At 68.3% G+C, this 1,667-nt stretch carries 2 protein-coding genes and 1 pseudogene; 2 read left to right on the forward strand and 1 reads right to left on the reverse strand.

The features are described 5' to 3' along the window. Positions 1–193, forward strand: a pseudogene (locus ACFQZQ_RS14740) (thioesterase); the annotation flags it as partial. Positions 194–278: 85 nt separating this feature from the next. Here the strand turns inward: ACFQZQ_RS14740 and ACFQZQ_RS14745 are convergent. Beyond that, positions 279–1,061 (reverse strand): hypothetical protein, encoded by a 783-nt coding sequence (locus tag ACFQZQ_RS14745; protein ID WP_386813690.1) that lies wholly within the window; start codon positions 1,059–1,061, stop codon positions 279–281. Between the two features lie 354 nt (positions 1,062–1,415). Here ACFQZQ_RS14745 and ACFQZQ_RS14750 point away from each other — a divergent pair. Next, positions 1,416–1,667 (forward strand): thioesterase family protein (locus ACFQZQ_RS14750; protein WP_386812587.1); only part of this gene is annotated, 252 nt, incomplete at its 3' end.

Here is a 1,667-nt window from a genome sequence, read left to right on the forward strand (position 1 = left end):
CTTCCTGCTGCGCAACGAGTTCTGGCGCGACGGCGAGCAACTGGCCGCACGCGTCACCAGCGCCGGCGGCTGGCTCGACCTCGCGCTGCGCAAACTGACGACACCACCCGAAGCCCTGTCGGCAGCCCTGCGCTCGCTGCCGGTGACGGAGGATTTCCAGGCGTTGGCTTCGAGCATCAAGCCCGCTTCGTAGGCGCAATCCGATGTGTGCACCCGAGGGTGCTGCGTAGGGCACGAGGCCGGCTTGCGCCTCCCTCGATACGACGCGGGTCGACCGATCAGCCGCAGTCGTTCGAGCCCAGCTCGCGGCCGAACTGCAGCGTCTCGACCTTCACCGTGGCGAACGCCGCACGCGCGATCGCCTCGTGGGTGCGGTCGCAGTTGAAACGGGTCTCGACGACGTAGTCCTCGCCCGCCTTGGCCTTGAGCTGCGCTTCCCACGCGTTGGACGCCGCGATCACCGCGTCGTCAACGAACAGCGCCCGCGCCGCCACGTCCACCACCAGGTTGGCGCGCGACCCGGGCACCACGGCGTCGACATACGGGTCGTAGGCGTTGCCGCACAGGCTCAGGCACGGCGACGTGTAGCGCGCGTTGCCGAACAACTGCTCGAACGCGGCGAACGTCAGGCTGCCGTCGACCATCACCGGCGCCTGGCTGCCGACCAGCGCGGCCGCGTCGAAGCGGCAGCCCGGGGTCAGGTCGATGCTGACGTTGGTCACCGCCTTGTTCGCCGCGTAGCTCACCTCGACATTGCAGCCGCCGGCCAGGTACTTCGCGGTTTCGGGGGTTTCATACGTCGACGCACCCAGCGTGCGCTCGAGGAATTCCTTGGTGGCATCGATCGAGCGCAGGTTCACGATCGCGGAGATCGACGCCGGGGTGGGTGCGGCCGCGGCCGCGGTGGTGACGGGCGCAGCCGGTGGTGCAACACCCGCTTGCGGCACATTCGCGTGCGGGGCCGGCGCGGCGGGAGCCGCCACGGTGTCGGCGGCCGGCATCTGGCACCCGGCCAGCAGGGTGAAGGCGGCAACGGCGGTCCAGCGGGTGGTTAGGGTCATTGGGTTCTCCTTTCCGGGGGATGGTCTGGTGCGAACGGTGGTCGCGTAGCCGGTATGGCGCAATAGCCGAGGGGTGCTGCGCCGAATGCATGGCGCGGTGCGGCGCCAAGCGGATCGCGATGGTGCAGTGCGCCCCGCTCGTTGCACCCTAGGAGGTCTGCCGTGAAGGGCATTGCATCGGATGCGTGACCCGCTGCGCCTGCCGCAAATGGCAGCGGTGCAATGCGCTCCGCCTATTGCACCTTGCGAGTTCTTCGCGCTACCGGTGTAACAATCCATGGAGGCCGAACCCGGCTCGTGGTCCGCCATCGGCCAGCCGCCAGCGGCCCAGCCATCGGCACTACGGAGGCTCACGTGTTCGAGAAGCGCCTCATCGCCGGTTGGGGCGACATGGACTTCAACTCGCACATGCGCAACACCGCCTTCCTCGACAAGTCCGCCGACGTGCGCATGATGTTCTTCGCCGAGCACGGCTTTCCCACGCACGAGTTCGCGCGCCGGCAGATCGGCCCGGTCGTGCGCAAGGACGAGATCGAGTACTTCAAGGAGATCCGGCTGCTCGAAGAGTTCCGGGTCACCCTCGCCATCGCCGGACTGGCCGAAGAC

This window comes from Lysobacter koreensis (genome assembly GCF_042677045.1).
Taxonomy (GTDB): Bacteria; Pseudomonadota; Gammaproteobacteria; order Xanthomonadales; family Xanthomonadaceae; genus Lysobacter_K; species Lysobacter_K koreensis.

Coding starts and splice junctions, on each gene's coding strand:
- ACFQZQ_RS14745 (WP_386813690.1), bottom strand. CDS start 1,061: ATGACCCTAACCACCCGCTGGACCGCCGTTGCCGCCTTCACCCTGCTG.